We start from the raw sequence: 26,615 nt of genomic DNA, 5'->3' as shown, positions 1-26,615 counted from the left end.
CGATAGACGCGCCGCCGCAAGGGGCAGGGGAATTCAGCTTCCGCGGATGCGCGTCGTTCGCGAGGTTATTCGCACCAAAGACGGAAAAAGTGACGCCGCCGCGGTCATCGGCCCGGCGGTGCGCGGATTTTCGCCGAGCCGCCACACAAGATCGGCCAGCGCGAACGGGCGCGTCATGCGCGCCGCAAACGCGCGCTGAAAGGCGGGTGCCGCCGCGGCGCCGCCGCTCCGCCACGCCGTAACCGCGGCTGCGGCGCTCGCGATCGCCAGTCCCATGCCTTCGCCCGCGAGGCTCGGGATGACGCCGGCCTGATCGCCGAGCCGAAACAGGCCGGGCGTCGTCTCGCCCTTGCGCCAGCCATAGGGGACATGGCCGATCGCATCGATGCCGCGCGACCAGTCGGCGTGCGCCAGCCGTTCGCCGAGGTGCGGCAACGCATCGCCCAGCGTGCGGAGCAGCGCTGCCGGATCGCCGCCCGCTTCGTCGAGCCGCGATTTGTGCACCGCGAGGCACAGATTGCCGCTGCCATCCTCCTGCCGCACCAGCCCCGCATAGCCCCGATCGAACAGGTGCAGCTCGACCGCGTCGCCGACCAGCCGGTCCAGCGCCGGGTGGGCCGGCAGGCGCAGCCGCAGCCCCATGGCGGGGTCGTTTCGTTGCCATCCGGCGGGTTCGCGCGGAAAACCGCGAAAGCCATGCTTGCCGGCCGCGAGGAAGATGGCGGCCGCCGTCAGCGCCGCGCCGTCGCGCATCTGCAGCGTGCCGCCCTCGATCGCGGTCGCATGGACGCCGCGCTCGATCCCCGCGCCCGCCGCGACGGCCGCATCCTGCATGGCGCTATCGAGCGTGCGCCGCGATACGCCCATCGCCGCGCCGGGCAGCGCCGTTTCGCTTTGCCGCTGCCCCGCGAAGAGCCGCACGCGCCGGACCGCCTGGCCGCCGAGCCGCGAGCGGTCGATCCCCAGCGCGTCGAGCCGCTTCAGCGTCTGCCAGCTCAGGAAGCCGCCGCACAGCGCATCGCCCGTTTCGCGCGCGCGTTCGATCAGCAGGATTTGCGCTCCCGCGCGGGCGAGCCCGATCGCCGCGGCCGACCCGGCGGGCCCGGCACCGACGACGATCGCGTCGGTCACCGGATACGCTCGACGCAAAGCCGGTAGGGAAAACTGCGAAAGATACGGCAGCGGGGCGCCGCGTCGGGCAGCGCCTCGGCCAGCATCGCCTGCCATTCGGTACGGCGAAAGCTGCGCCCGACCGACAATTGCCCGTCGCGCCGCACGATCGGGTCGACCCATGCCAATGCCGCGAGCAGCGGATAGCCGGCAAAGGGCAGGCGCTGGCGATGCAGGTCGTTGACCAGCCAGCCGCGCGCCGCCTCGCCCTCCATGAAGCGAAGGAATTCGGCGCGCTGCGCAGGCGTCATATGATGGGTGACGAGGCTGGACAGGATGATGTCCCAGCCGTGCCCGGCGAGGTCGCGGTAATCGCCCGTCACCAGGCGTACGCCCGGTCCGAGCCGCGCTTGGGCAACCGGCGCGCTCTTCGGATTGAGGTCGACCCCGGCGAGGTCGAGCGCGACGCCGCGCCGTTCGCCCCAGCGCGCGATGCGCGCGAGCATGTCGCCCGCGCCGAATCCGACGTCGAGGATGCGCCACGGCCGGTCGCCAACGCCGCGCTTGTGCACCCGGTCGAGGAAGCCGAGCGTCGGACGCGGCGCCATCGTCAGCGCGTTGATCCGCGACAGGTCAGCGAGCACCGTCGCATAGCGATCGGGGGGCAATTCGGCGGCGTCCATCTCCTCTTCGCGCGCGATCGGGATACGCAGGCTGGCGAAGGGATTCATGCCCCGAACCGGATCGCCTCGGCGGCGAGCCCGGGGCCGAAGGCGATCGCGATCCCGTCGCCGCGCGCGCCGCGTGCCATCATGTCGGCGAGCACGAACAGGATCGTCGCCGACGACATGTTGCCGAAACGCGCGAGCACCGACCGGCTGTCGGCCAGCGCGTGCGGGTCGGCGCCCAGCGCATGCTCGACCGCATCGAGCACCGACCGACCGCCGGCGTGGACCGCGAGCAGCGGCGGCGTGCCGTCGCCGCCGAACAGTTCGCGCTGGACGTTCGAGTCTGCCAGCGCCTCGCGCAGCCGCCCCGGCACCTCGCCCGACAGCGTCATCTCGAAACCCTTGTCGCCGATGTCCCAGCGGATGAGGTCCTCGCTGTCGCCCAGCGCGAGGCTGCGCCCTTCGCCGAGTTCGAGGCCATGCGGTGCCGCGGAAACGATCCCCGCCGCGGCGCCGTCGCTGAACTGTAGCATCGCGAGCAGAGGTTCGGGCGCATCGGCGAGGCTGAGGTGCAGCGTCGACAGCTCGACGCTGACCAGCAGCACGACCGCGCCGGGTTCGGACCGCACGATATGCCGCGCGGTACGCAGCGCGGTCACGCCAGCATAACAGCCCATGAATCCGATCAGCACGCGCTCGACGGTCGGCGCAAGGCCGAGCTGCCGCGCGATGATCTGGTCGATCCCCGGCGCGACGAAACCGGTACAGCTGGCGGCGACGATATGCGTGACCCGCGCCGGATCGAGCGCGTTGCCGAGCGCTGCGATCGCCTCCATCGCCAGCGCCGGGGCGTGGTGCGCATAGGCGGTCATGCGCGCCGAGGTCGGCGGCAGGCCGGGGACGTCGTAAAAGCCGCCGGGCGCGACGGGCGAACCGCCGTCCGGCGTCGGCGGCAGCACCGACCAGCGATGCTCGATTCCCGACCGCGCCGCCATGCGCGTGAAGATCGCACGCGTCCGCTCGTCGGCGATACGCGGCGTCGCCCAGTCGATGAAGGCGCGATGGATATCATGCCCCGGCACCGCGGTGGCGAGGGCGTTGAGCCGGGGAGTCGGCGGGGCGTTCATGGCGCACATGTGACCGAAAAGCGGGGCACTGGCCAGCGATTAGCGCCGCCGCCGATTTACGCAGACTTAACCATGAATGCGCTAGCGGTACAGGTGTGAAACTGCGTCTTTCCCTTGCGATCTTGCTGGCCTTTGCCAGCCCGTCGGTTGCGGCGGCGCAGTGCCTGCTTTGCGCGCAGGAAAAGGACGGCGCGACCGCCGCGCGCCGGGCCGAGGTGCCGCTGCGCGTCGAGGTCGAAACGCAGCTCGACATGGGGCGCGTCGCCGTCGGCGCGATGGGCGGCGAGGTCGAGATCGACCCGACCTCGGGCGCGCGCCGGGTGCGCGGCGACGTCGTCGATCTGGGCGGGTTCGCGCTGACCGGTGTTGTCACCGTGCGCGGCGAGCCCGGCGCCGAAGTGCGCGTCATCCTGCCGGCGAGCGTCGACCTCGAGGGCGGCCATGGCCGCACCGCGCGCGTGACCGGCCTCGTCACCGACCTGTCGGCGGCGCCGCGGCTCGGCCCCGACGGCCGCCTGATCTTCCGCTTTGGCGGCCGGCTCCAGATCGCGGGGCTCGACGACGGCGACTATCGCGGGCGGATTCCGGTTACGGTCGAGTATCAATAGTGATGCAGCGTTCAGCGAGGCGTGGGTGCCGCCAGCTTCGCACAATCGATCATCCGGTCGGTCATATCGTCGGCGCTGCTGCCCGCCTCGCCGACCAGCCAGCTTCGCAACATCGCGAGCTGCGCCGCCGCAATGCCCGTTGCGCGGATAGCCGGCGCCGCATCGTCCGACGCCCGTCTTTCGACATGCGGGCGGATCATCTCGGCCAGACGGCGCTGGACGATCGGCGCCGTGGCCGAGTTGAGGATGGTCCGCCCCAGCGCGCGCCGGTCCCACAGATGCGCCATGATCCCTTTGATATAGGATCGTGCGGCACGGCCCGACGCGGCGGTCGAGAGCCCCAGCAGAATGGGCTCCATCGCCGACAGCAGCAACTCGTCCTTGCTGCCGAAATGCTCATAGAATGTCGCCTTGCCGATGCCGGCGGCCGCCACGATATCGGCGATGCGGACCGCATCATAGCGGCGCTCGATCACCAGCGCTGCAAAGCCGTCGAGGATGGCTTCCCTCGTGCGTCGGGCGCGGCGGTCGGTGGGGAGCGGTGCTCGCATTGCCGTCCTATAGGCCAAGGGGATGCGGATCGCGACATTCGGGCGCGGCGGTTTTCCGGACATTTGCACGGTCGTGTCCGGGATCGCCGCTATGTTCGCGATTCCCGCTCGCCAGCCGGCAAAAAATGCGTGAAATCGTCCCGGCGAAACAGGATGGAATCATATGCCCCAGGATCACCGCGCCGTCGCTATCATCCCTTCCAGCGATCTCGATGCCAGCGAAGCCTTTTACCGGCGGCTGGGGCTTGAGGTGGAGAGCGACTATGGCGAGTACCGCATCCTGACCGACGGGCGAGGGTGGCACTTGCACCTGACCCATATGCGGGGCTGGCCAAGGCATATCGAAGACAATCCCTTTGGCCTCTATCTCTATGTCGACGATGTCGATGCCGTGGCGGAACGGGTGCGCGAGCTGATCATCGAAAAGGAGGCGCCGCACGCCAAGCCATGGGGAACCTATGAATTTGCGGTAAGCGATCCCACCGGTCTGCTCGTGCGCGTGGGCCGGATCATCGACAAGGATTGAGGCTCTCGGCCGCTTACGTTCGCGCCCGGAACAGCGCGGTCCCGACGCGCACATGCGTGGCGCCGAGCATCACCGCCGTCTCATAATCGCCGCTCATGCCCATCGAACGGAGCGGCAGGCGGTGACGCTCGGCCAGTTCGTCGAGCAGCGCAAAAAAGGGCGCGGGTTCGATATCGGCGGGCGGGATCGCCATCAGCCCGTCGATCGCAAGGCCGGCATCCTTCGCTTCGTCCAGCAGCGCGGGCAGGTCGGCGACGGCGCAGCCGCCTTTCTGTTCCTCGTCGCCGATATTGACCTGCACGAACAATTGCGGGCGCTTGCCCGCCTTTTCGCACGCTTTCGCTACGGCTTGGACCAGCGAACTGCGGTCGATCGAGTGGATCGCATCGAACAGCGCCACCGCTTCCTCGGCCTTGTTCGATTGCAACTGGCCGATCAGGTGCAGCGTGACGCCCGGCGTTTCGGCGCGCAGTTCGGGCCATTTCGCAGCCGCCTCCTGCACGCGATTCTCGCCGAAATGGCGCTGGCTCGCGGCGATCAGCGGGCGGATCGCGTCGGCGTCGTGCGTCTTCGACACCGCGATCAGGCAGATATCGCCCGCCTTGCGCTGCGCGCGCTTCGCTGCGTCGGCGATATGCGCCTGCACCTCTGCCAGCCGGTCTGCTGCTTCGTTCATCGTCCGTTTCCATCCCGCGCGTTGCGTGCGCTCGCGACGCGCCTATAGAAAGCGCGATGCGCGTGCGCCACCCCTCGTCCTCCGATTTGCCGCAGCGCTGGCTGTTCAGCGACGAACGGACAAAGGCCGGTCTGCTCGAACTCGCGGCGGTGCTCCCGCCGGGGAGCGGCATCGTGCTGCGCCACGACAGCCTGGCGCCGGGGGCGCGTTGGCGCCTGCTGCGTCGCCTGATGCGGATCGCGCGCGCGCGGCGGCTGGTCGTGTTGCTCGCGGGTTTGCCCGCCGAGGCGCGGCGCGGGGGCGCCGATGGCGTTCATCTTCGCCAACATGCCGCGGGCCGGGCCGGGCAGGCGCACCGGCTCGGCCTGTCCGTCACCATGCCCGTCCATGACGCGCGTCAGGCGCGCCGCGCGCGCCGGGCGCAAGCCGGCGCCGTCTTCATATCGCCGCTGTATCCGACGCGCTCGCATCCCGGCGCGCCCGCGCTGGGTCATGCCGCATGGTTTCGCCTCGCGTCGATGTCGGGCGGAATCCCCGTCGCGCTGGGCGGCATGACGCCGGCGCGCGCAAGCCGGCTCAGCCGCGCGAACGGACGCCGGACGGGCTGGGCTGCGATCGATATCTGGGAAGAAAAAGCGGCGAAGCGCCGGGCGCGTCAGAAACGGAAAGCCGTTCCGACATAGACCGCCTGGCTGTCGCGCCGCGAATCGGTCAGCGGTTCGACGCGGTCGTCGCTCTTGTAGCGGACGCCCGCGGTCACATCGATATTCTTGGTCAGGCGATAGCTGCTGACGACATCGACGGCCTGCTCGCTGCCCGGCGCGGTGACGCGGTCGGTCGCGCCGCTCGGGTCGCTCGGCCGGTTGAGCATGCGGGTCGCGAAGCGCGACTTCTTTTCGGCCTGTTCGGGCGCCTTGGCGACCGGCAGGTTGCGCAGGTCGGTGCCGCGCGGCAGCGACGGCGTGACGAATTTCTCGAAGCCGACCGACGCGCCCAGATTATAGGCGACGGGCGTGATCGCGATCGGCGCGGTGCGGCCGGTCACCAGCCCCGCCGTGCGAGCGGCACCCGCTGCGTCTTCGCGGGCGCGAATCACGACGGTGATCGCGCGGTTCTTACGGCTTTCGCCGGTCAGCGCGGGCGTGAAACTGAAGTTGCTGCGCTGTTCGGCCGAGATTTTGGTGTAGCGCGCGATCAGGCGCGGATCGCCCGATGCGGGGGTGAACTGGCCGAGCAGCGTTTCGGAAAGCGAGGTGTCGCGGATGCGGTCGGCGCGCGACATCGCCGCAAGCGCCGGTGGCAGCGCAAGCGAAGTCACCGCCAAAGCGGTGAGACCGGCTTTCCAAAAATGTCGCGATTTCCGCGCCATTGCTCTGCGACTCCAACCCCAATCGACTCAGGAGATAGGCCCCCTGCCACAATATTTCCAGAGAATCCCGTCAATTTGTCGCAGCCTTTCCGCTTTTCGCCGAAATTGTTGCGCGATCAACACAGTCGGTTGCGATTCTGACCAGAATCTGAACCGCAATGACGCGGAAATTGCCGCGCTTGCGGGGCGGCGACAAGGGCGATAGAGACGCTGGCAATTCTGTTATGCACGGCCCGGTTTTTCCTCGGGCGGTGCCAAGTGATAAGGTGTTACCGGCATGTTCCAGCTTTCCGTCCCTGCCACGCTCGGTCGTCCGGCCACGCTTGCGCTGCTCGGGCTCGCGGCGCTCGGCCTTTCGGCGTGCGGCGGCAAGGAACGCCCGCGCGCCGACCTCGCCGCCAGCCAAGTGACGACGATCGGCGTGAACAGCTATTTGTGGCGCGCCTCGCTCGACGCGCTGTCGTTCATGCCGCTGCTGCAGGCCGATTCGTCGGGCGGCGTCGTGATCACCGACTGGTATGCGAACCCCGGCAACCCGGGCGAGCGGATGAAGGTCACCGTGTCGATCCTCGACCGGGATCTCCGCGCCGATGCGCTGCGCGTCGCGGCGTCGCGTCAGGTGTCGCAGGGCGGCGCCTGGGTCGACGCACCGGTGCAGGCTGCCACGGTGCAGAAGCTCGAGGAAATCATCCTCACGCGCGCCCGCGACCTGCGCCGCAGCGCCTTCAAGGACTAATCAGGGCGGCGCGGATCCGCGCCGGCATACAGACAACGGGGTAGCAGAATAATGACCCGCGAACCGCGCTTCGGCGCTCTCGCCGCCGACGCACGCTGGCAAAAGGCGTGGGAGGCGGCGAACAGCTTTGCCACGACTGATACGGCCGACAAGCCCAAAGCCTATATCCTCGAGATGTTCCCCTATCCTTCGGGGCGCATCCACATGGGGCATGTCCGCAACTATGCGATGGGCGACGTGCTGGCCCGCTTCAAAAGGATGACCGGCCACGACGTCCTCCACCCGATGGGCTGGGACGCGTTCGGCATGCCGGCGGAAAATGCGGCGATGGAAAAGGGCGTGCACCCCGGCGGCTGGACGCGCGACAATATCGCCGCGATGCGGTCGCAGCTGAAGCGCCTCGGCCTCGCCATCGACTGGAGCCGCGAACTCGCGACGTGTGAGCCCGATTATTACGGGCAGGAGCAGGCGCTGTTCCTCGACCTGTTCGCGCACGGCCTCGTCACGCGCAAGCATAGCTACGTCAACTGGGACCCCGTCGACATGACCGTGCTCGCGAACGAGCAGGTGATCGACGGCCGCGGCTGGCGCTCGGGTGCGCTCGTCGAAAAGAAGAAATTGTCGCAGTGGTTCCTCAAGATCACCGACTTTGCCGACGAACTGCTCGAAGGACTGGGGTCGCTCGACAGCTGGCCCGACAAAGTGCGGCTGATGCAGGAAAACTGGATCGGCAAGTCGCAGGGGCTCGAATTCAGCTTCAAGCTCGCCGGCGGCGCGCCGGGGTTCGACGTCTTCACGACGCGCCCCGACACGCTCTATGGCGCGAGCTTCGCGGCGATTTCGCCCGACCATCCGCTCGCCGAGAGGCTCGCGAAGGATTCGCCCGAACTGACGGCGTTCATCGAAGAATGTCGCCGGCAGGGCACCGCCGCCGAGCAGATCGATACCGCCGAGAAAATGGGCTTCGACACCGGCCTGTCGGTCGAGCATCCGCTCGACTCCGACTGGCACCTGCCCGTCTGGGTCGTGAACTATGTGCTGATGGATTATGGCACCGGCGCGATTTTCGGCTGCCCGGCGCACGACCAGCGCGACCTCGATTTCTCGCGCAAATATGGCCTGCCCGTCCACCGCGTGATCGCCGACGGCGACGAGACCGCGCAGGTCTTCTCGGGCGACGAGGCGTACACCGGTCCCGGCAAGCTGGTGAATAGCCATTTCCTCGACGGGATGACCATCGACGAGGCAAAGGCCGCGATCATCGCGCGGTCGGAGCATGAGGGCTGGGGCAAGGGCACGACCGTGTGGCGCCTGCGCGACTGGGGCGTCTCGCGCCAGCGCTATTGGGGCACCCCGATCCCCTTCATCCACTGTTCCGCGTGCGGCATGGTGCCGGTGCCCAAGAGCCAACTCCCCGTCGTGCTGCCCGAGGATGCCGATTTCTCGGTCCCGGGCAATCCGCTCGACCGCCACCCGACGTGGAAGCATGTCGCCTGCCCGAGCTGCGGCGGCGAAGCGGTGCGCGAGACCGACACGCTCGACACCTTCGTCGATTCGAGCTGGTATTTCCTGCGCTTCGCGTCGGCCCCGTCGGACAAGCCCTTCGACGCCGACGTCATCCGTCGCTGGCTGCCCGTCGACCAATATATCGGCGGCATCGAACATGCGATCCTCCACCTGCTCTACGCGCGCTTCTGGACGCGCGCGCTGAACAAGATGGGGATGATCGACATCAAGGAGCCCTTCGCCAGCCTGTTCACGCAGGGCATGGTGACGCACGAGACCTATAGCCGGCCGCAGGGCGAAGGCCTGCCGGCGATCTTCTTCACCCCCGACGAGGTGGAGCGCGGCGTCGACGGCGCGACGCTGGCCGCCGACGGCGCGCCGGTCGACATCGGCCGCGTTATCAAGATGTCGAAGTCGAAGAAGAATGTCGTCGATCCCGACGCCATCCTCGACCAATATGGCGCCGACGCCGCGCGCTGGTTCATGCTCTCCGACAGCCCGCCCGAGCGCGACCTGCCGTGGAGCGAGGCGGGCATCGAGGGCGCCTGGCGCTTCGTCCAGCGGCTGTGGCGCCTGTTCGGCGACACCGAAAATGTCGGCGAGGGCGGCGAGGACAAGGCGCTCGCGCGCAAGCTGCACCAAGCGATCGCGGGCGTTGCCGCCGATATCGAATCGCTCGGCTTCAACAAGGCAGTGGCAAAGATCCATGCGCTCGCGAACGAGATCGAGAAGGCGAAGCCTTCGGCGACGCGCGCCGAGGCGTGCCGCACCCTGATCCTGCTCGTCGCGCCGATGCTGCCGCACCTTGCCGAAGAGGCGTGGGCGGGGCTGCCCGAAAGCCAGCGCTCGACCGCGATGATCGCCGACGCCGCATGGCCCGTCGCCGATCCGGCACTGCTCGTCGATGACGAGGTGACAATCGCGATCCAGATGGCGGGTAAGCTGCGCGATACGATGACGATCGCAAAAGGCCTCGACAAGGAAGCGACCGAAGCCGCGGCGCTCGCGCGCCCGCGCATCGTCGAACTGCTCGCCGGCGCGACGCCCAAGAAGGTGATTGTGGTCCCCGACCGTTTGGTGAATATCGTACCCTGATGCGCACGCTCCTCGTCTCCTCGCTCGTTGCCGCTTCGCTGATGCTCGGCGGCTGCGGGTTGCGGCCGCTCTATGCGAACGGCAGCAAAGGAGCGGTGGCGACGGTGCTCGCCGACGTCGACGTCGCGCCGATCGAGGGTCATTCGGGCTGGCTCGTGCGCAACGCGCTGCGCGACCGGCTGGAGGCGACGCAGGGCGGGCGTGGTGCGGGCAAGCGGCTGCGGCTCGATGTCCGGCTCGAGGATTCGATCACCGGCTTCGGCGTCCGCGCCGACGATGCGGTGACGCGCGAACGGCGCACCTTGCGCGCGCGCTACCAGCTCGTCGATGCGGTCTCGGGTGAGGTGATGCTCGACGCGACCGCCTTTTCGGACGCCGGCATCGACGTCGTCGGCAGCGAATATGCGACGATCGCCGCCGAATCCTCGGCGCTCGAACGCCTCGCTTCGGCGGTCGCCGACCAGATCGTGACGCGGCTCGCGGTCTTTGCGAACCGCGGCGGCGGCAGCGCGAAACAGGCGACCCCGGCGCCCGCACCGACCCCCTAGCGGGTATGAAAACGGTCAAACCCGCCGACTTCGAACGCCAGTCGCGCCTCGACCCCGCCGTTCGCTTCGCTCTGCTCACCGGTCCCGACGAGGCGACGATGGAAGCCGTCGCCGGCCATCTGGTCGCGCTCGCGGGCAAGGACGCCGAACGCCTCGACCTGACGGGATCGCAGCTGTCGCAGGATCCGTCGCTGCTCGCCGCCGAGGCCGCGTCGATGTCGCTCTTTTCGTCCGCACGCGTGATCCGCCTCGACCTCACGGGCAGCGGCGACGACAGCCTCGCCGCGGTCGAGGCGCTGCTCGCTGCCGAAACCGCGATCAATCCGGTGATCGCAACGGGCGCGTCGGTCACCGCCAAGTCGAAGCTGGTCAAGCTGGTCGAAGGGTCGGACCATGCCGTCGCCGCGATCTGTTACCAGCCTGACCGGCGCGCGCTTGTCGGCATCGCGATGGGCGCGGCGCAGGAACAGGGTCTCCGTCTCGGCAATGCCGAGGCGCAGCTGCTCGTCGATCTCGTCTCGGGCGATCAGGCGCTGATGCGGCGCGAGATCGAAAAGATCGCGCTCTATCTCGACGCGGCGTCCGATCGCCAGCGGCAGGTCACCGCCGCCGATATCGCCGCGCTGGGCGCCGCGACGCACGAAGAGGATGTCAGCGAATGCATCAATGTCGCGCTCGGCGGCAAGGTGCGCGAGCTTCCCGAGATGCTGGCGACCGCCGCGGCGGTCGGCGTCGCCGAAATCCGCATCATCCGCGCGCTGGCGATCCGTGCGACCGCGCTCGCGCGCCTGCGCGCCGAAGTCGATGCCGGCGCACATCCCGCGACGGTCGTCTCGGCGCGCACCAGCGGCATTTTCTGGAAAGAGCGCGACGCGGTTACCGCGCAGCTCCATATCTGGGATTCGCTGCGCATCGCGCGGCTGATGAGCCGGCTGCTCGATTGCGAGCGGGCGCTGAAAGCGTCGGGCACCGCGGGCGCGGTGCTGTTCCGCAAGCTTATGACCGACATCGCGCATCAGGCGGCGCGCGCGCGTTAGGGTCCCGACCCTAATCGACTTCGGCGGGTTCCTCCGCTTTCGCCGGCACGACCACGGGGTCGGGCGGGACAAAGGTCCAGATCGTGTCGCCGGCCTCGACCGGCGGCCGGTGCTGCATCGAAAAGACCGCAAGCTCGCCGTTCGCGCGCGACACCGCCAGGCTGTCGCCGCCCGATGCCTTCATCCGCGCGACGAAATCGGCATAGGTGAATTTCTCGGTGATTTTCGTGCGCCCGAAGCTCCACCCCGCTTGTAGCCGGTCGAGCTGTTCCTCGATCGGCGTCCCCGACAGCGTCAGCACGCGTCCGCGCCGCCTCGTTCCGGTCTGCGCGGTCGCGAGCATGCGGCTCACGCGTGCATGGCCGATCTCCGGCGCCAGTTCGCTGCACACCAGCGCATTGTAACTGTCGTTGTCGGTCGCGGCGATCAGCTGCTGATATTGCCCCATGTCGAGTTCGTCGTCGTGCGCCTCGTCCAATATGTCGCCCTGATAGACGGGCAGGTCGGCGCGCCGCGCGCGGCGAAGGGCGAACTTGCTTTCGTCGGCGATCAGCACGTCGCTGCCCTGCTCCTTTACGAACTCGGCGAAGGCGATCGTCCAGCTGTTCGCGCCGACCAGCAACACGCCATTGCCCTTGCCGCGGTCGAGCCCCAGTCGCTGTGCGAACCAGGACGCGGTAAAGCCATGGGCAAAGATCGTCGCGATGACGACGCCAAAGCCCAGCGGGACGAGCGCCTCGGCGCCCGGCACGCCATAATCCGACAGGCGCAGCGCAAAGAGGCCAGTCACCGCGACCGCGACGATGCCGCGCGGGGCAATCCATGCGATGAACAGCCGCTCCCGGAACGGAATCCGGGTGAACAGCAGCGCGATCATGATCGTCAGCGGCCGCACGACGAACAGCAGCAGCAGCAGGAAGAAGAGGAAACGGAACTGGAAATTCTTGACGACCTCCCAGTCGAGCGTCGCCGACAGGATGATGAACACGCCCGATACCAGAAGGACGGTCAGATCCTCCTTGAACCGCATCAGCGTGCGGCTCGAATCGGTCTCGCGATTCGCCATGACGACGCCCATCACGGTGACCGTGATCAATCCGGTTTCGTGCATGATGAGGTCGGAGAGGACAAAGACCGCGATCACCGTCGTCAGCAGCACCGGGGCTTTCAGATATTCGGGCACCCAGCCGCGCGGAAAGGCCCATGTCAGCGCGAAGCCCGCCGCGCCGCCGACGAGCACGGCGAGCAGGCTGGCCGCGACGACGTCGATGATGATCGAGCTGCTGTTCGCTTCGGCCCCGCCGTGAATGATATAGGCGTAGAGGCCGACGGCGAGCAGCGCGCCGATCGGATCGTTCACGATCGCTTCCCATTTCAGGATATGCTTGACGCGCGGCGTGATGTTGAGCGTCCGGAGCAGCGGCACGATCACCGTGGGACCGGTCACGACCATCACGCCGCCGAACAGCGCGGCGAGTTCGAAGGGCAGGCCGGCACCATAATAAGAGGCGGCGGTGCCCAGCGCCCAGCCGACCGGTACCCCGATGAACACGAGCATGAAGACCGCGACGCCTGCGTGACGCAATTCGCGGAATTTCAGGCTGAGCCCGCCTTCGAACAGGATCACCGCGACCGCCAGCTTGATGATCGGTTCGCGCAACGCGCCGAAATCGCGGGCGGGATCGATCAGCCCCAGCAGCGGGCCGGCAACGATGCCCGCGACGAGCATCAACGCGATCGCGGGTTTTCCCGTGCGCCAGGCGACCCACTGGGCGCCGATACCGATCACGCCGATCAGCGCGATTTTGACGAGCAGGGAGTCGATCGCGAACATCGTCCCACGCTATGCGGGCTTATCCGGACAAAGGGAAGGACCTGCCGCGACAGTGCCCGGCCGCGGCAGGTCCCCGTACCCCTCCCGCAAGGAGGAGGGGGAGAGGGCGATCAGAACTGGCCGCGGATCGTCACGCCATAGGTGCGCGGCTCGCCCGGGAAACCGACGAACAGCTTGTTCGCGGTGGCCGGGAAACCGAGCGCGGCCGGCGCCGCGACCGACCGGAAGCTGTTCGATCCCTGCAACGGCATGTCGGCGCCGATCTGGTAATATTTCTTGTTGAACAGATTCTGGCCCCACAGCTCGATGCCCCAGCGGCGATCGGCACCGAACAGGCCGATGCGGCCGTTGAACACCGCAAAGCCGTCCTGCACCTTTTCGATATCGAGGTTCGACCCGGTGTTGGTGTCGCTCTGCAGGCGCGTGTCGAAATAGACGAGCGCGCTCATCCCCGAACTGCCGATCGGCGGCGTCCAGCTGATCCCTGCCGTCGCGACATATTTGGCGGCGTTCGACACGCCGCGGCCGGGCAGCTGGAACAGCACCGGCGACAGCGGGCGTCCGCCGGTGCCGACGAGGTTGCGGCGATAGAGGGTGTCGACATAGGTCAGCCCCATGTTGACCGAGAGATAGCGCGCGGGGCGAATGAAGGTCTCGATCTCGATGCCCTTTGCGACGACGCCGGGCTTCAGCCGGTCGGCGGCGCAGGCCCCCGTCGTCGCGCTGTTGTCGATCGGCCCGGTACCGAGGTCGTCCTTGCACGCCTGGATGTTCGTCACCTCGAAATTGATGCCGTTGAAGGTGTTGAGCTGGTAATTGCTATATTCCTGCCAGAAGGCGGCGACATTCACATCGACGCCCGGCCCGTCCCATTTGACGCCGAGCTCATAGGCGTCGACCTTCTCGCTCGCGAATTGCAGGTCGCTCGCTTCGGGGCGGCCGTTGCCCGGCGTGTTCGCGGGGCGCGCGAGCGCCGCGGTGCACGCGGCATTCTGTGCCACCGACCCCGCGGTCGTGCTGCACGGGCGGTCGAGCGCCGAATAGTCGAGGTTGAAGCCGCCGGCCTTGTAGCCCTTCGATGCCGAGGCATAGACGAGCCAGGCGGGATCGGGTTTCCAGCTCAGCACCGCGGTGCCGGTCCACTGGCCCTCGCTGAACTTCGTGCCCGGCGTACCCTTGACGATGTCGGGTGCGGTGCCGTTGATCACGCAGGCGAGGCTCGCTAGCGCCTGCAACGACGAATTGACGATCGCCGGGCACAGCGTGTTGGTGAAATTGGCATCGCCGCTCAGCGTCTTCTTTTCGTGTGTGTAGCGCGCGCCGACGGTCAGCGTCAGTGTGTCCTCGACGATGTCGAAGCTGTTGTGCGTGAAGATCGCATAATTGGTGCTGCGCTGCGCAAAGGTCGATCCATTGTTGCCGGTGCCGTTGAGCGGCGCGGCGCCGAGCAGCGCGGCAATCCCCTGGAAACCCGGGAAGTTCGCTGCGGGCAGGTTCGAACAGGTCGCCGACGCCGGGTTCAGCAGCGCGGGGGCGAGCGTCGCGGCGGCCAGGCAGTTGGCGAAGCGCTGGTAATCGGCGCCATATTTGATGTCGTCGTCGACATCGAGCTTCTCATTGGCGTAATAGCCGCCGACGAGCCAGTCGAGCCGTCCGTCGAACGCCTCGCCCTGCACCCGCAGTTCCTGCGTGAACAGACGGAAGCGGCGGTCGAGATCGGTACGGCGCAGGATGTCGAGCGCGTTGAAGTCGCCGTCCTGTCCCTGCGCATTCTTGTAATCGCGATAGGCGCTGATCGAGGTCAGCGTCGCGCCGCCCAGATCCCAGGTCAGCTCGCCCGACACGCCCCAGTCCTTGGTGTCGCTGCGATAAGGGACGCCCGGCGTGGTCGCCTGCTGGCGGATGAAGCTCTGGCCCGCGGGCGCGACCTGATGGTTCGCGCCGAGCAGTTGGAGCAGGGGCAGCAGCGTGTTGGGCGACGCCACCGGAAATCCGTCGGCGCCGCGCGTCAGGCTGCGCACAGGATTGAGCAGCACCCCGCCGCAGCAATTTTCGTTGCGCTCGCTATAGTCGGCGATCAGGCGCAGCTTCACCGTCTCGCTCGGTTCGAGCAGCAGCTGGCCCTTCACCAGCCAGCGGTCGCGGTCGTTGATGTCGGGCTCGCCCGGCGTCACATTCTTGATGAAGCCGTCGCGCTGCTGCCAGACGCCGTCGAGCCGCACCGCGGCCTTGTCGCCCAGCGGCGCGTTGATCATCCCGTCGACGCGCCAATAATCATAATTGCCGTAGGACACGGATCCCTTGCCCGAAAAGGTGCCGAGTTCGGGTCCCTTGGTGACGATGTTGATCAGGCCGGCGGTCGAGTTGCGGCCGAAGAGCGTACCCTGCGGGCCGCGCAACACTTCGACGCGCTCGATATCGCCCAGCTCGGACAGGCCGACGCCGGTGCGGCTGCGATAGACGCCGTCGATGAACAGCCCGACCGAGCTTTCGAGGCCCGGATTCTCCCCGACCGTGCCGATACCGCGGATGCGCGCGGTAAAGTTGACCTCGCTCGTCGCGCCCGACACGAGCAGCGACGGCGCGACCTGCCCCAGCGCGCGCACATCGGTCGCGCCCGTTTTTTCCAGCGTGTCGCCGGTCACCGCCGACACCGCGATCGGCACGTCGGACAGCGCCTCGCTACGCCGTGTCGCGGTGACGATGATCGTGCCGTCGTCGGTTTCGGCGCCGGCGGGCGCCTCCTGCGCCATTGCGGGGGCCGACAGGATCGCGGCGGACAGCGCCAGCCCGGCGGCACCGGTGCGCAACACACGGGCAGCACGAATGGAATGATTTTGCATGATCAGGCCCTCTCCCAGCTATTTTTTCGTGAGCGAGGGTATCATGCGGTGCGGCTTTGGCCAGCACCGCCGTTGCCGTAACGTCACTATGCCGGCGAGCGCGGCTTTTGCGCCACAGCTGCCACATGTGACGGGTTGACTTCGCCGGGCAAAAAGAAAGGGCGAGGCACATCGTGCCCCGCCCCTTTTTTCACGCGATGGTTCCGATCAGAACTTGCCGCGCAGCGTCACGCCATAGGTCCGCGGCTCTGCGAGGAACTGCGAGAAGATCTGGCGGCCGCCCGGATATTGCGGGTCGGCGAACGCGGTGCCGGTCGAGGTGCCGCCTTCCTGGAACGGCGAGTTGAACGCGACCTGGGCATATTGCTTGTTGAAGATATTCTGGCCCCAGAATTCGATGCCCCATTTCTCGTCGGGGCCGCGAATGCCGATACGCGCGTTGAAGATCGCATAACCGTCCTGCGCCTTTTGCGGGAACAGGTCCGAACCGGTGTTGTAGTCGCTGGTCATGCGGCCGTCGAGGTAGACGAGGCCGCTCAGGCCGCTGCTGCCGATGTCGGGCGTCCAGGCGACGCTGCCGGTCGCGACCAGTTCGGGCGCGTTCGACAGATTGTTGCCCGGCAGCAGGCGCAGCGCCTGGTCGAGCGGCGCGCCATTGTTATTGCCGACCAGCTGGTCGCGATATTTGGTCTTCGCATAGGTCAGGCCCGCGGTCATGCGGAAGTTGCGTGCCGGGACGAGCGAGGCTTCGAGTTCGAAGCCTTCCGACCGGACGCCGTGGCTGACGTCGTCGGTCGGGCACGCGCCGGTGGTGGCTGCTGCCGCATTATAGTTCGGCGCCCCGGTGAACTTGCTCTGGTCGCGGTCGCCGCCATTCAGGTCGCTGTCGCAGCCGTTGATGTTCTGGACGAGGAAGACCGTGCCGTTGAACGTGTTGAGCTGGAAGCTCGAGAAGTCCGACCGGAAGAAGGTCAGGCCGAGGCTGAACGGACCGGTCGCATATTTGGCGCCCAGCTCGTAGCTGTCGACCTTTTCGGGATCGAACTGCAGGTTGCCGACCAGCGCCTGCGCGCCGCCCGGGGTCGCCGCAAACGGCAGGATCGGCGATTTCAGCGCCGAGCGGTCGAGGTTGAAGCCGCCCGCCTTGTAACCGCGCGAATAGCTCGCATAGAGCATCAGGTCGTCGATCGGCTTGTACGACAGGATCGCGGTGCCGGTCCATTCGTCCTCGCTCCGCTTGTCGCGGATCGACACATTGTTGAGCTCGGCGGTCGAATTGCCCTGGCAGCCGAGGCCGATCAGGCCGCCCGCGACGGCGCGGATCGTGGCGTTCGGGCTCGACAGGTCGTCGAGCAGCAGGCCCTGGATCGTCGTGCAGGCGGTATTGTCGTTGGTGAAATTCGCCGAGAACTTCTTCTTGTCGTTGGTGTAACGGACGCCGAAGGTGAAATCGAGCTTGTCGGTGATGTGGAAGATATTGTGCGTGAACAGCGCCCAATTCTTCCCGTTCTGGCGATAGCGGTCGTTGATGCTGCCCTTGTCGCTGATCCCGTCGAGCGCCGACAGGCCGGCGACGATGTCGGGACCCGCCGGGCCGAACGCGCCGAGCAGCGTCGCCGGGCCGACGCCCGGAATGATGCACGACGGGTTGGTCGGCGAATAGAGGCCGGCGAGCGCGGTCCCGGTAATCAGGCGGCACGCCGCGAAACGGCCATATTGGGTGCCGAAGCGAAGATTGTCGCGAACGGTCAGCTTTTCATTGGCGTAGAAGCCGCCGACGAGCCAGTCGAGCTTGCCGTCGAACGCTTCGCCCTGCAGGCGCAGTTCCTGCGTGAAGGTGTGGAACTGGCGATAGGCATCGTCGCTGTCGCCGCGATAGAGGATGTCGACCGTGCCATAGTCGACGTCGCCCGCCTGGCTCGACCGGTATTCGCGGTACGCGGTGATCGAGGTCAGCGTCGCGCCGCCGAAATCATAGTCGATCTGGCCCGAAAAGCCGTAGTCCTTGGTCTTGCCGGCAAAGCCGCGACCCGGGGTGACCGAAATGTTGCGGCTATAGCCCTGGTTGAAGGCGCCGACCGACTGGCCGAGATCGCGCAGCACGTTGATGATGTTGTTCGACGTCGGCGTCGCGCCGGCGCCGACCGCGGTCGGCGTGTTGAGATTGCCGATATAGGGATTGACCGACGGGCTGACATAGGTCGCCGCGCAGCATTCCTCGTCGCGATAGGTATAGTCGGCGATCAGGCGGACCGACAGCGCGTCGGTCGGTTCGAACAGCAGCTGGCCACGCAGGAAATAGCGGTCGCGATTGTTGATGTCGCGGTTGTTGGCGGTGTCGTTGTAGAAACCGTCGCGCTTGACCCAGACGCCGTCGAGGCGCGCGGCGAGCGTTTCGCCGATCGGGCCGGTGACGCTGCCGGCGAGGCGCCAGTAATCATAATTGCCATAGGTGACTTCGCCGGTGGCGCCGAACTGGAAATCGGGCTTTTTCGAATAGATGCTGATGAGGCCCGCCGACGAGTTGCGGCCGCCGAGCGTGCCCTGCGGGCCGCGCTGCACTTCGATGCGGTCGATTTCGCCGAGTTCGTTGAGGCCGATGCCCGAGCGCGAGCGATAGACGCCGTCGATGAACACGGGGACCGAGCTTTCGAGGCCGGGGTTGTCGCCGACGGTGCCGATGCCGCGAATACGTGCCGAGCCGTTCGCTTCCGAACCGGTCGACGAGACGAGCAGCGAGGGGGCGACCTGGTTCAGCTGGCGGATGTCGTTCGCGCCGCTGTTCTGCAGCGCTTCGGCGTTCACCGCCGAAATCGCGACGGGCACATCGGACAGAAGCTGCGAACGGCCCTGCGCGGTGACGATGATCGGGGTGTTGTCGCTGTCGTCCGTCGCGGTGTCGGCCGCGGCATCAGCCGCGGTGTTCTGGGCAAAGGCCGGAACCGAAATCGCGGCCATGGCGATCGATACGCCGAGCGCGCTGGTACGCATAAATCGGGCAGCACGAAGGGAAGATGATTTCATATCGGGCACTCCTCTCAACATTTCATTATTTTTGTTGCGGGGGGAGCATAACTCAATTGCGCGGCCAATCCAGCGTAAGCCCTGTATTTGCGTCGTTTTTGAGAATGTGATGCTTTTTGGCCACAGGCGGAAATGCGCCCGTTCGGCCGGGTTCAGGCGCCTGCGAGCCCGATGGCACGGCTTGCCGTAGCGTCATCGCGCGCGTGGCCGGGACAGGGAAAAGCGAGCCGGCGGCCGCGCGCGACGAGCATCGCATGATAGGGTCCGGCAAAATTTGCTGCGATCACGGGGTCGTCGGCCGCCAGTCCGCCGGTCAGGCTGCCGAAGGCGGGCAGAATCAGCCGGTGGTCGTCGCCAGCGAAGCAGGGGCGCGAAACGGGGCGGCCGCGCAGGTTGAGGCGCAATTTGGGGTGGAAATGCCCCGAAATTTCGGGACGCGTCTCGGCGCGTTCGCTCTGGTGGCGAAAGACGATGCCGTCGACGACCAGTTCGTCAGCGATCGCGCCGCCCCAGGCGCCGCCGGTCAATCCGTCATGATTGCCCGCGATCCAGAGCAACTCGACCGCTGCCGCCTGCCGGTGCAGTCGCTCGGCAACGGCGGGCGCGATGCGTTCGGCGGCGTGACGGTCGTGGAAACTGTCGCCGAGGCACCAGAGCGCGCGGGCGCCCGTCGCGGCGGCGAGCGCGGCGAGCCGGTCGAGCGTGTCGTGGCTGTCATAGGGGGGCAGCGGCTGGCCCAGCGCGGCGTACCAGCTCGCCTTTTCCAGATGCAGGTCGGCGACGATCAGCGCGCCGTGCGCGGGCCAGAACAGCGCGCGGTCGGCCAGCATCTCGAACGGCTGGCCCGCGAAATCGAAAGACACGGCGGCGGACATTCATCCGCTATGGCGATGCCGCAGCGCCGCTGCAAGCGGGTGCCGGGCGGCTATCCGCCCGCGGCGAGCGCGTTTGCGGCGAAGCGTTGGCCGGTCTGGCGGTTCGCGCCGTCGGGCAGGTCGAACACGACGCGCTTGTTCGGGAAATCGATCTCGATCCGGTCGAACAGCGACAGGCTGTCCATGCCGAGCAGCAGCGCCGGTCGTTCGTTGAGACCCAGCGCGCGAAACGCCTGGCTGTCGGCAAAACTCACCGGCAGGTCGTTGACGTCCATGCCGTTGATAACGATGCGTTTGATCGCGGTGCGCGTTGCGGGGACGGCTTCGCCGGTCACCGCGCCGAGCACGGTGGGCAGGAAGGGCAGGCGGTTCTGCCGGTTCTTGGCCACCAGCTCCTGCAGCGCCAGATTGCCGACGCTCGTCTGCGCGCCCGTGTCGACGATGACGTCGACGCGCTTTCCGTCGATCCGGGCGTCCGACAGGATCAGCCGGCCCGCCATGTTGCGCGCGGTGACGACGATCGCATCGTCGTCGCGGATAAGCGAGCGCGCGCGCTTGCGCGTTTCGAGGATCGACATGCTTTCCTTGCGGAAATCGATCAGGATGCGCCGCTCTTCCAGCATGTCGACGCCGATCAGTCCGGCGGCGCCGATATGGCGGCCGAAAAAGGCCGGGGCATCGACCGATGCGAGATGCAGGTCGGACATCTGCAGCGCGGCGATGCGAAAGCTCGGGACCATCGCCGATCCGCCGATCGTCGCCAGCCGCAACTTCTCCCCTTCGACCAGTCCCAGCCGTTCGGCGAGTTCGCGCGCGATCACCGTGCGTTCGGCGCCGGTATCGACGAGGAAAGAAAAGGGACCCTTGCCGCCGACCATCACCTTCACCGCCATGCGCTGTGTCGCGTCGAGGTCGAAGGGCTGGATGAAGGGCGTGACCGTCACCGGCGGCGCGATCGCTTCGCCTTTCGGCGCGGGCGCGGCCGCCGGGACGGGCGGCGGATCGGCGGGGGCCGGCGTCGCGCCGAGCAGCATGGGGGCGGCGAGCAACAGCGCCAATGGGGCGGACAACCTGGTGGCTTGGGTCATCGCTGGCATCCTCTGCATATTTTGCCCCAATCTACGCCTCATCGGCCTCCGCAGCAAGCGAAACGCCGTTCAGGGTTTGGGACCCATCGCTTCTTCGGCCAACGTGTCGGCGAGCTCGCCGAGCAGGGCGTCGTCGAGGTCGGATGCCGCGACATTTTCGCGCCCGATCAGCACCAGCACCGGGATGGCGAGCGGGCTGATCCGCTCGAGCCCCCGGTGCAGCATCGTCCCCGCCGCGCGGTCGAGCAGGTCGCCGAGCCGCGCGACGTCGGTCAGCCGCTCGCGTGCGTCGGCCCAGGCGGCCTCGAGCAGCAGATGGTCGGGTTCATATTTCCGGAGCACGTCGAAAATCAGGTCGGTCGAAAAAGTCACCTGCTTGCCTGTCTTGCGCTTGCCCGGATGCTGGCGCTCGATCAGCCCGCCGATCACCGCGACCTCGCGAAAGGCACGCTTCAAAAGGTGTGAATTCTCGACCCATTCGACGAATTCGTCGGACAGGATTTCGGCGTCGAACAACGTCTCGGGATTGGTGACGGGCTTGAGCGACCAGATCGCCAGCGCATAGTCCGACGCGACGAAGCCCAAAGGCTGCATCCCCGCACGCTCCATGCGCTTGGTGATGAGCATGCCGAGCGACTGGTGCGCATTCCAGCCCTCGAACGGATAGGCGACGAGATAATGATGGCCCTCGTGCGGGAAGGTTTCGACCAGCAGCTCGCCGGGGCGCGGCAGCACCGATCTTAGCGCCTGCATTTCCAGCCAGAAGCGCACATCCTCGGGAAAACGCTGCCAGCTGGCCGGATCGGCGAGGAAACCGCGCACGCGGTCGGCGAGCCGCGTCGTCAACGCCATGCGCGCGCCGACATAGGAGGGGATGCGCGCAGGCCGCGTCGTCGCGCGGACGATCAGGTCGGTGTCGCGGATGCTTTCGACCTCGAGGCTGAGTCCGGCGAAGGCAAAGGTGTCGCCCGTCACCAATGTGCTCGCGAAATATTCCTCGACCGTGCCGAGCCGCCGCCCGTTTTTGAAGCGCACGTCGAGCGTCGGGGCATCGACGATGATCCCGGCGTTCAGCCGGTGCTGCGCCGCGAGCTTCGGATGCGCGATCCGCCACCCGCCCTGCCCGTCGGGCGCAAGGCGGCGGAAGCGGTCGTAGCTTTTGAGCGCATAGCCGCCGTCGCGCACGAAACCGAGCAGCCGGGCAAAGGTCTCGGCGTCGATCCACTGGTAGGGCGCGGCGCTGCGGATTTCCGCCAGCAGCGCCTCCTCGCGAAACGGCGCGGCGCAGGCGAGCGCCATCACATGCTGCGCGAGCACGTCGAGCGCGCCGGGGCGGAAGCGGTCGGCGTCGCGCTCGCCCGCATCGACGGCGTCGAGCGCGGCCTGCGCCTCCAGATATTCGAAGCGGTTGCCGGGCACGATCAATGCCTTGCTCGGTTCGTCGAGCCGATGGTTCGCGCGCCCGATCCGCTGCAGCAGCCGCGACGATCCCTTGGGCGCCCCCATCTGGATCACGCAATCGACGTCGCCCCAGTCGAGCCCGAGGTCGAGGCTCGACGTCGCGACTAGTGCGCGCAGCCGCCCTTCGGCCATCGCTGCTTCGGCCCGCTGACGTGCTTCACGGTCGAGGCTGCCGTGGTGGATCGCGATCGGCAGGCCGAGGTCGTTGACCTTCCACAGCTCCTGAAAGATCAGCTCGGCAAGCCCGCGCGTGTTGCAGAAGATGATCGTCGTGCGGTTCGCCGCGACCACCTCCATCACCTGATGCACCGCATAGCGCCCCGAATGCCCCGCCCAGGGCACCGCGCCTTCGGGCAGCAGGATGTCGATGTCGGGGTCGGCGCCCGCCTCGCCCTCGACCAATGTCACCGTATCCGCATCGGCGCCGGGCGCAAGCCAGCCGGCATATTGCACCGGATCGGCGATCGTCGCCGACAGCCCGACGCGGCGGAGGCCGGGGGCGATCGCCTGCAACCGCGCCATCGCGAGGCTCAGCAAATCGCCGCGCTTGCCCGGCGCAAAGGCGTGGATCTCGTCGATCACCACCGTCTTGAGGTCGGCGAACATTGTGAAACTGTCGGGATAGGACAGCAGCAGCGACAGCGATTCGGGGGTGGTCAGCAGGATGTTCGGCGGCCGGCTCCGCTGCCGCGCCTTCTTGTCCGAACTCGTGTCGCCGCTGCGGCTCTCGACGCTGATGTCGAGCGCCATCTCGGCGATCGGTCCCAGAAGATTGCGCTCGACATCGGCGGCAAGCGCTTTCAGCGGCGACACATAAAGCGTGTGCAGCCGGTCCGAAGGATGCTCGGCAAGGTCGACAAGGCTCGGCAAAAACCCCGACAGCGTCTTGCCCGCGCCCGTCGCCGCGACGAGCAGCGCATGCTCGCCGCGCTGCCCCGCCGCCAGCATATCGGCCTGATGCCGCCTGACGCGCCACCCGCGCGCGGCGAACCAGTCGGCAAAGGGGGCGGGGAGGGACATGCGACCAACTTGGGGCGAGCGCGGTGCGCGCGCAATGTTTCTCTAATCTTCGGCTAACGACCGGAAGCTTCCTCTCCATCATCGTCGCCCCGGGCTTAACCCGGGGCCTGCCTTTCCTTTCACCGTCAGCCAGAAGAAAGGCGGGTCCCGGGTCAAGCCCGGGATGACGGAAGTGGGGTAGCTCAACATCCGCTCTCCACCCCAAACCGGTATTCCTTCAAAGCCCCGCTGCCATCCCCTGCAGCAACCCCCGCCAATATTCCCCCAGCCGCCGCTGGAACAGCATCAGCTCGAAGCCGTGCCGCGCGACATGTTGCTGCGGGATGCCGTCCCAGCCGCGGTGCTCGACCGTCACGCGCGTCTCGGCGCCGACCGCCTCGAAATGGACATCGACCTCGGTCGTCTGCCCGGCCTTGAAGCTCGGCAGCCGCCACCCGAACGCCAGCCGCTCGCCGGGCAGCCAGTGGCGCACCGGCCCGATCTCCCACTCCTTGCCGTCGTCGAAGCGCGTGACGAGCCGCCCGTCGGGGCCCGCGGGGTCGAAACGCAGCGCGCCGTCGCCCTTGCGGCTAAGCTGGAACAGCGGGTGGCTTTTCCACCATGTGCCGATGTCGCGCGTGAAGGCGGTGAACGCGGCTTCGGGCGTCGCCGCGACGCGCAGTGCGACGATCACCGCCGCGCTCATCCCTGGTCCCCGCCCTTGACGCCGTTCTCGACATGGCGCTTGAACGCGGCAAGCTGGTGCATCCACAGCGCCTCGGTCTCGGCGAGCCATTGCTTCAGCCCGTCGGTCGCGCCGTCCTTGAGGCTATAGATGCGCACGCGCGCGTCGAACGCCGGGTGCCCGTCCTCGACCAGTCCGCCTTCCTTGAGCGCGCGCAGGTGGCGGCTCATCGCCGGCGGCGCGAGCCCGAGATCGCCGGCCAGCTCGCCCGCGCTGCGCGGCCGCTCGCCCAGCAGCTCGACCGCGCGCCGCCGGACCGGATCGGCGAGCGCGGCGAGCGTGCGGTCGACCGCGGCGCTCAATCGTCGAGCCGCGTCTTGGTCGTGAAACCGCCCTCGGCGTCCCATTCGTCGGACGTCTTCTCCGCGACCGTCACGCCAAAGGTCCAGATATGCCCCTCGGGATCCTTCGCGCGGTAGGTGCGGTCGCCGTAGAATTGCGTTTCGGGTTCGGCGATGATGTCGGCGCCCGCGCTGCGCGCTGTCTCGCAATGCGCGTCGATATCCTCGCCCTGGCCCAGCTGGACATGCACCGTTTGCGTATTCTTTCCGCCGAGGTTCGCCGGGCTGCGGTGATCGTGGGACCATTCATTGCCGATCATGATCGACGAATGGCCATATTCCATCTCGCTGTGCGCGAGATTGCCATCGGCATCGAGCAGCACAAAGGTCGGCTCGAACCCGAAGGCGTCCTCCAGCCAGCGGAACGCCGCCTTCGCGTCCTTGTAGCAGACGGCGCTCGAAAGTCCCTTGGAACGCGGATGGTCGGCCATGTCTCGTCTCCCGATTCGGCTATATGATTTCACCCATATAGAATATTTCTATAAAAATGAAAATACTCGCCGATATGCGCAAAGATGCTAAAGTTCCCCAATGACCGACAACCTCGGAAACCATATCGAAGAGGCGATGAAGCTCGCCGCGGCTCACCTCGGCCAGGGACGCGTCGCCGACTATATTCCCGCGCTCGCCAATGTTGACCCGAACAAGCTCGGCTTTGCGCTCGCGCTTCCCGATGGCACCGTCCACACCTCTGGCGATGCCGACGAGCCCTTCTCGATCCAGTCGGTGTCGAAGGTCTTCACGCTGGCGCTCGCGCTTCGCCGGGTCGGCAGTTCGCTGTGGGACAGCGTCGGGCGCGAGCCCTCGGGGTCGGCGTTCAATTCGATCGTGCAGCTCGAAAGCGAGCAGGGCATCCCGCGCAATCCGCTGATCAACGCGGGCGCGATCGCGACGACGGACCGCCTGATCGACGGACGCAGCGGCGATGCGACCATCGACGAGATTGTCGATTTCATGCGCGCCCGCGCGGGCGATGACAGCGTCGGGATCGATTTCGATGTCGCCTTTTCCGAATCCGAAACGGGCGCGCGCAACCGCAGTCTTGCGCATTTCATGGACGCTTTCGGCAATCTGACGCATCCGGTCGAAACGGTCGTCGGTGTCTATTTCCGCCAGTGCGCGATCGCCATGTCGTGTCGCCAGCTTGCGCGTGCGGGGCTGTTCCTTGCGATGGAGGGCCGCGATCCGCTCAGCGGCGAGCAACTGATCGAACCGCACCGCGCGCGGCGTATCAACGCGATCATGATGCTCTGCGGCCATTACGACAACAGCGGCGAATTCGCCTTCCGCGTCGGCCTGCCGGGCAAGAGCGGCGTCGGCGGGGGCATATTGTGTATCGCGCCAGGGCAGGGATCGATTGCGGTCTGGTCGCCTGCGCTCAACGAGGCGGGGACATCACTGGCGGGCGCCGTCGCGCTCGAACATTTCGCCTATGCGGCGGGCTGGTCGGTGTTCGACTGATCCTCAGTCGTCGGTGAGCAGGGCCAGCTTGACGCGTGCGGTGCCGCTGCGGTGCATGCCGATTTCGCGCGCCGCGGCGGTGCTGACGTCGATCACTCGGCCGTGGGTAAAGGGGCCGCGGTCGTTGATGCGAACGACGACGCTGTCGCCGTTCGACGTGTTGGTGACGCGTACCATGCTGCCAAAGGGGAGCGTGCGGTGCGCCGCAGTGAGCTGGGCAGGGTCGAAGCGTTCGCCGCTTGCGGTGCGATTGCCGGCGAGTTCGTTGCCGTAATAGCTCGCCATTCCGCCGTCGATTTCGGTGAAATCGGGGGCTTCGATGGCCGGTTCGTCAATGACATCCAAGTCCTGCGCGGCGGCCGAAACCGTCAGCATCATCGGTATCAA

24 protein-coding genes are annotated in these 26,615 nt (G+C 67.2%); 8 read left to right on the top strand and 16 right to left on the bottom strand.

Annotated elements, in window-relative coordinates:
* Positions 1 to 33 precede the first annotated feature (33 nt).
* From VGU00_RS17710 to VGU00_RS17700, 3 genes are read right to left on the bottom strand one after another with little or no spacing between them, the layout of a single operon-like run.
* Positions 34 to 1,131, bottom strand: coding sequence for an NAD(P)/FAD-dependent oxidoreductase (locus VGU00_RS17710; RefSeq protein ID WP_327470909.1), 1,098 nt, complete (start codon positions 1,129 to 1,131; stop codon positions 34 to 36).
* Complete coding sequence (locus VGU00_RS17705; RefSeq protein ID WP_327470907.1) at positions 1,128 to 1,841, bottom strand: methyltransferase domain-containing protein; 714 nt, start codon at positions 1,839 to 1,841, stop codon at positions 1,128 to 1,130. Before VGU00_RS17705 ends, VGU00_RS17710 begins: the two co-directional genes overlap by 4 nt.
* A complete protein-coding gene (locus tag VGU00_RS17700) occupies positions 1,838 to 2,905 on the bottom strand; it encodes a type III polyketide synthase (protein WP_327470905.1) in 1,068 nt (355 codons plus the stop codon). The genes VGU00_RS17705 and VGU00_RS17700 overlap by 4 nt, the downstream gene beginning before the upstream one ends.
* A gap of 95 nt (positions 2,906 to 3,000) precedes the next feature.
* On the opposite strand from VGU00_RS17700, the gene VGU00_RS17695 reads away from it, so the two are divergent.
* Positions 3,001 to 3,513, top strand: coding sequence for a DUF4402 domain-containing protein (locus VGU00_RS17695; protein ID WP_327470904.1), 513 nt, complete (start codon positions 3,001 to 3,003; stop codon positions 3,511 to 3,513).
* Between the two features lie 11 nt (positions 3,514 to 3,524).
* Here the strand turns inward: VGU00_RS17695 and VGU00_RS17690 are convergent, their stop codons facing one another.
* The gene (locus tag VGU00_RS17690) at positions 3,525 to 4,064 is read right to left on the bottom strand and encodes a helix-turn-helix domain-containing protein (RefSeq protein ID WP_327470902.1); all 540 of its coding nucleotides are present in this window, start codon (positions 4,062 to 4,064) and stop codon (positions 3,525 to 3,527) included.
* A 163-nt stretch (positions 4,065 to 4,227) separates the two neighbouring features.
* Here VGU00_RS17690 and VGU00_RS17685 point away from each other — a divergent pair, with 163 nt between their 5' ends.
* On the top strand, positions 4,228 to 4,590 hold the full coding sequence (locus VGU00_RS17685; protein WP_327470900.1) for a VOC family protein: 363 nt from the start codon (positions 4,228 to 4,230) through the stop codon (positions 4,588 to 4,590).
* 13 nt (positions 4,591 to 4,603) lie between these two features.
* Here the strand turns inward: VGU00_RS17685 and VGU00_RS17680 are convergent, their stop codons facing one another.
* Positions 4,604 to 5,266 carry a YggS family pyridoxal phosphate-dependent enzyme gene (locus VGU00_RS17680; protein ID WP_327470899.1) on the bottom strand — a complete coding sequence of 221 codons (663 nt, stop codon included), beginning with the start codon at positions 5,264 to 5,266 and terminating at the stop codon, positions 4,604 to 4,606.
* Between the two features lie 56 nt (positions 5,267 to 5,322).
* On the opposite strand from VGU00_RS17680, the gene VGU00_RS17675 reads away from it, so the two are divergent.
* Positions 5,323 to 5,949, top strand: a complete 627-nt coding sequence (locus tag VGU00_RS17675) for a thiamine phosphate synthase (protein ID WP_327470897.1) — start codon at positions 5,323 to 5,325, stop codon at positions 5,947 to 5,949.
* On the opposite strand, the gene VGU00_RS17670 is transcribed toward VGU00_RS17675, so the two are convergent.
* Entirely contained in the window at positions 5,922 to 6,584 is a 663-nt protein-coding gene (locus VGU00_RS17670; RefSeq protein ID WP_327470895.1) for a hypothetical protein, read from the bottom strand. The genes VGU00_RS17675 and VGU00_RS17670 overlap by 28 nt on opposite strands.
* A 328-nt stretch (positions 6,585 to 6,912) precedes the next feature.
* Here VGU00_RS17670 and VGU00_RS17665 point away from each other — a divergent pair, with 328 nt between their 5' ends.
* Genes VGU00_RS17665 through holA form a run of 4 tightly spaced genes read left to right on the top strand, consistent with a single transcriptional unit; the run spans position 6,913 to position 11,557 of the window.
* Positions 6,913 to 7,371 (top strand): DUF3576 domain-containing protein, encoded by a 459-nt coding sequence (locus tag VGU00_RS17665; RefSeq protein WP_327470894.1) that lies wholly within the window; start codon positions 6,913 to 6,915, stop codon positions 7,369 to 7,371.
* 51 nt (positions 7,372 to 7,422) lie between these two features.
* The gene (leuS, locus tag VGU00_RS17660) at positions 7,423 to 9,972 is read left to right on the top strand and encodes a leucine--tRNA ligase (protein WP_327470892.1); all 2,550 of its coding nucleotides are present in this window, start codon (positions 7,423 to 7,425) and stop codon (positions 9,970 to 9,972) included.
* Positions 9,972 to 10,520 carry an LPS assembly lipoprotein LptE gene (gene lptE / locus VGU00_RS17655; protein WP_327470890.1) on the top strand — a complete coding sequence of 183 codons (549 nt, stop codon included), beginning with the start codon at positions 9,972 to 9,974 and terminating at the stop codon, positions 10,518 to 10,520. Before leuS ends, lptE begins: the two co-directional genes overlap by 1 nt.
* A gap of 5 nt (positions 10,521 to 10,525) precedes the next feature.
* Positions 10,526 to 11,557: a DNA polymerase III subunit delta gene (holA, locus tag VGU00_RS17650; RefSeq protein ID WP_327470888.1), complete on the top strand. Its 1,032-nt coding sequence runs from the start codon at positions 10,526 to 10,528 to the stop codon at positions 11,555 to 11,557.
* Positions 11,558 to 11,567: 10 nt separating this feature from the next.
* On the opposite strand, the gene VGU00_RS17645 is transcribed toward holA, so the two are convergent.
* From VGU00_RS17645 to VGU00_RS17605, 9 genes are all read right to left on the bottom strand, one after another.
* Positions 11,568 to 13,391 carry a sodium:proton antiporter gene (locus VGU00_RS17645; protein ID WP_327470886.1) on the bottom strand — a complete coding sequence of 608 codons (1,824 nt, stop codon included), beginning with the start codon at positions 13,389 to 13,391 and terminating at the stop codon, positions 11,568 to 11,570.
* A gap of 110 nt (positions 13,392 to 13,501) precedes the next feature.
* A complete protein-coding gene (locus VGU00_RS17640) occupies positions 13,502 to 16,234 on the bottom strand; it encodes a TonB-dependent receptor (RefSeq protein WP_327470884.1) in 2,733 nt (910 codons plus the stop codon).
* 207 nt (positions 16,235 to 16,441) lie between these two features.
* On the bottom strand, positions 16,442 to 19,258 hold the full coding sequence (locus VGU00_RS17635) for a TonB-dependent receptor (RefSeq protein WP_327470882.1): 2,817 nt from the start codon (positions 19,256 to 19,258) through the stop codon (positions 16,442 to 16,444).
* A gap of 152 nt (positions 19,259 to 19,410) precedes the next feature.
* Complete coding sequence (pdeM, locus tag VGU00_RS17630) at positions 19,411 to 20,133, bottom strand: ligase-associated DNA damage response endonuclease PdeM (protein WP_327470881.1); 723 nt, start codon at positions 20,131 to 20,133, stop codon at positions 19,411 to 19,413.
* 50 nt (positions 20,134 to 20,183) lie between these two features.
* A complete protein-coding gene (locus VGU00_RS17625) occupies positions 20,184 to 21,221 on the bottom strand; it encodes a retroviral-like aspartic protease family protein (protein ID WP_327470879.1) in 1,038 nt (345 codons plus the stop codon).
* Positions 21,222 to 21,290: 69 nt separating this feature from the next.
* The gene (locus VGU00_RS17620) at positions 21,291 to 23,702 is read right to left on the bottom strand and encodes a ligase-associated DNA damage response DEXH box helicase (RefSeq protein WP_327470877.1); all 2,412 of its coding nucleotides are present in this window, start codon (positions 23,700 to 23,702) and stop codon (positions 21,291 to 21,293) included.
* A 217-nt stretch (positions 23,703 to 23,919) separates the two neighbouring features.
* Entirely contained in the window at positions 23,920 to 24,387 is a 468-nt protein-coding gene (locus VGU00_RS17615; protein WP_327470875.1) for an SRPBCC domain-containing protein, read from the bottom strand.
* Positions 24,384 to 24,728, bottom strand: a complete 345-nt coding sequence (locus VGU00_RS17610; protein ID WP_327470873.1) for a metalloregulator ArsR/SmtB family transcription factor — start codon at positions 24,726 to 24,728, stop codon at positions 24,384 to 24,386. Before VGU00_RS17610 ends, VGU00_RS17615 begins: the two co-directional genes overlap by 4 nt.
* Positions 24,725 to 25,198: a VOC family protein gene (locus VGU00_RS17605; protein WP_327470872.1), complete on the bottom strand. Its 474-nt coding sequence runs from the start codon at positions 25,196 to 25,198 to the stop codon at positions 24,725 to 24,727. Before VGU00_RS17605 ends, VGU00_RS17610 begins: the two co-directional genes overlap by 4 nt.
* A 136-nt stretch (positions 25,199 to 25,334) precedes the next feature.
* Here VGU00_RS17605 and VGU00_RS17600 point away from each other — a divergent pair, with 136 nt between their 5' ends.
* Complete coding sequence (locus VGU00_RS17600) at positions 25,335 to 26,228, top strand: glutaminase (RefSeq protein ID WP_327471746.1); 894 nt, start codon at positions 25,335 to 25,337, stop codon at positions 26,226 to 26,228.
* A 3-nt stretch (positions 26,229 to 26,231) separates the two neighbouring features.
* On the opposite strand, the gene VGU00_RS17595 is transcribed toward VGU00_RS17600, so the two are convergent.
* The gene (locus tag VGU00_RS17595; protein WP_327470870.1) at positions 26,232 to 26,606 is read right to left on the bottom strand and encodes a septal ring lytic transglycosylase RlpA family protein; all 375 of its coding nucleotides are present in this window, start codon (positions 26,604 to 26,606) and stop codon (positions 26,232 to 26,234) included.
* Positions 26,607 to 26,615 lie beyond the last annotated feature (9 nt).

It is taken from the genome of Sphingopyxis sp., assembly GCF_035944815.1.
GTDB lineage: Bacteria > Pseudomonadota > Alphaproteobacteria > Sphingomonadales > Sphingomonadaceae > Sphingopyxis.
The sequence above is the reverse complement of the archived record's forward strand: the minus strand, read 5'-3'. Positions and strand labels throughout refer to the sequence as shown.